The sequence below is a fragment of the Acinetobacter sp. 1124_18A genome, assembly GCF_052824995.1.
On the sequence record NZ_VTDF01000032.1, the window covers coordinates 1 to 398 of the forward strand.

1 protein-coding gene is annotated in these 398 nt (G+C 52.5%); it reads left to right on the forward strand.

The genetic code is table 11. The annotated features are described in order from the left end of the window. On the forward strand, positions 1-398 hold a 398-nt coding region (locus FY048_RS18985), incomplete at both ends, for an Ig-like domain-containing protein (RefSeq protein WP_446092173.1).

Genomic DNA, 398 nt, shown 5'->3' on the forward strand with positions numbered 1-398 from the left:
CAGGTACAGTCTCTGCGGACATTACTGCACCTGTGGTTGCACTCGATGATGTGCTCACCAATGACAGCACTCCCGCACTCACGGGTACAGTGAATGATCCGACTGCGACTGTGGTGGTGACTGTAGATGGTGTGAACTATCCAGCAACCAACAATGGTGACGGTACTTGGACACTTGCAGACAATAGCTTGCCTGCATTAACAGATGGTCCACACACGATTACCGTGACAGCAACTGACCCTGCAGGCAATGCAGGAACAGATACAGCTGTGGTGACGATTGATACCACTGCACCGAATGCACCGGTGCTTGATCCAATCAATGCCACTGATCCAGTGACAGGTACAGCAGAAGCGGGATCAACCGTGACTGTAAGCTTCCCGGACGGTACGACAGCA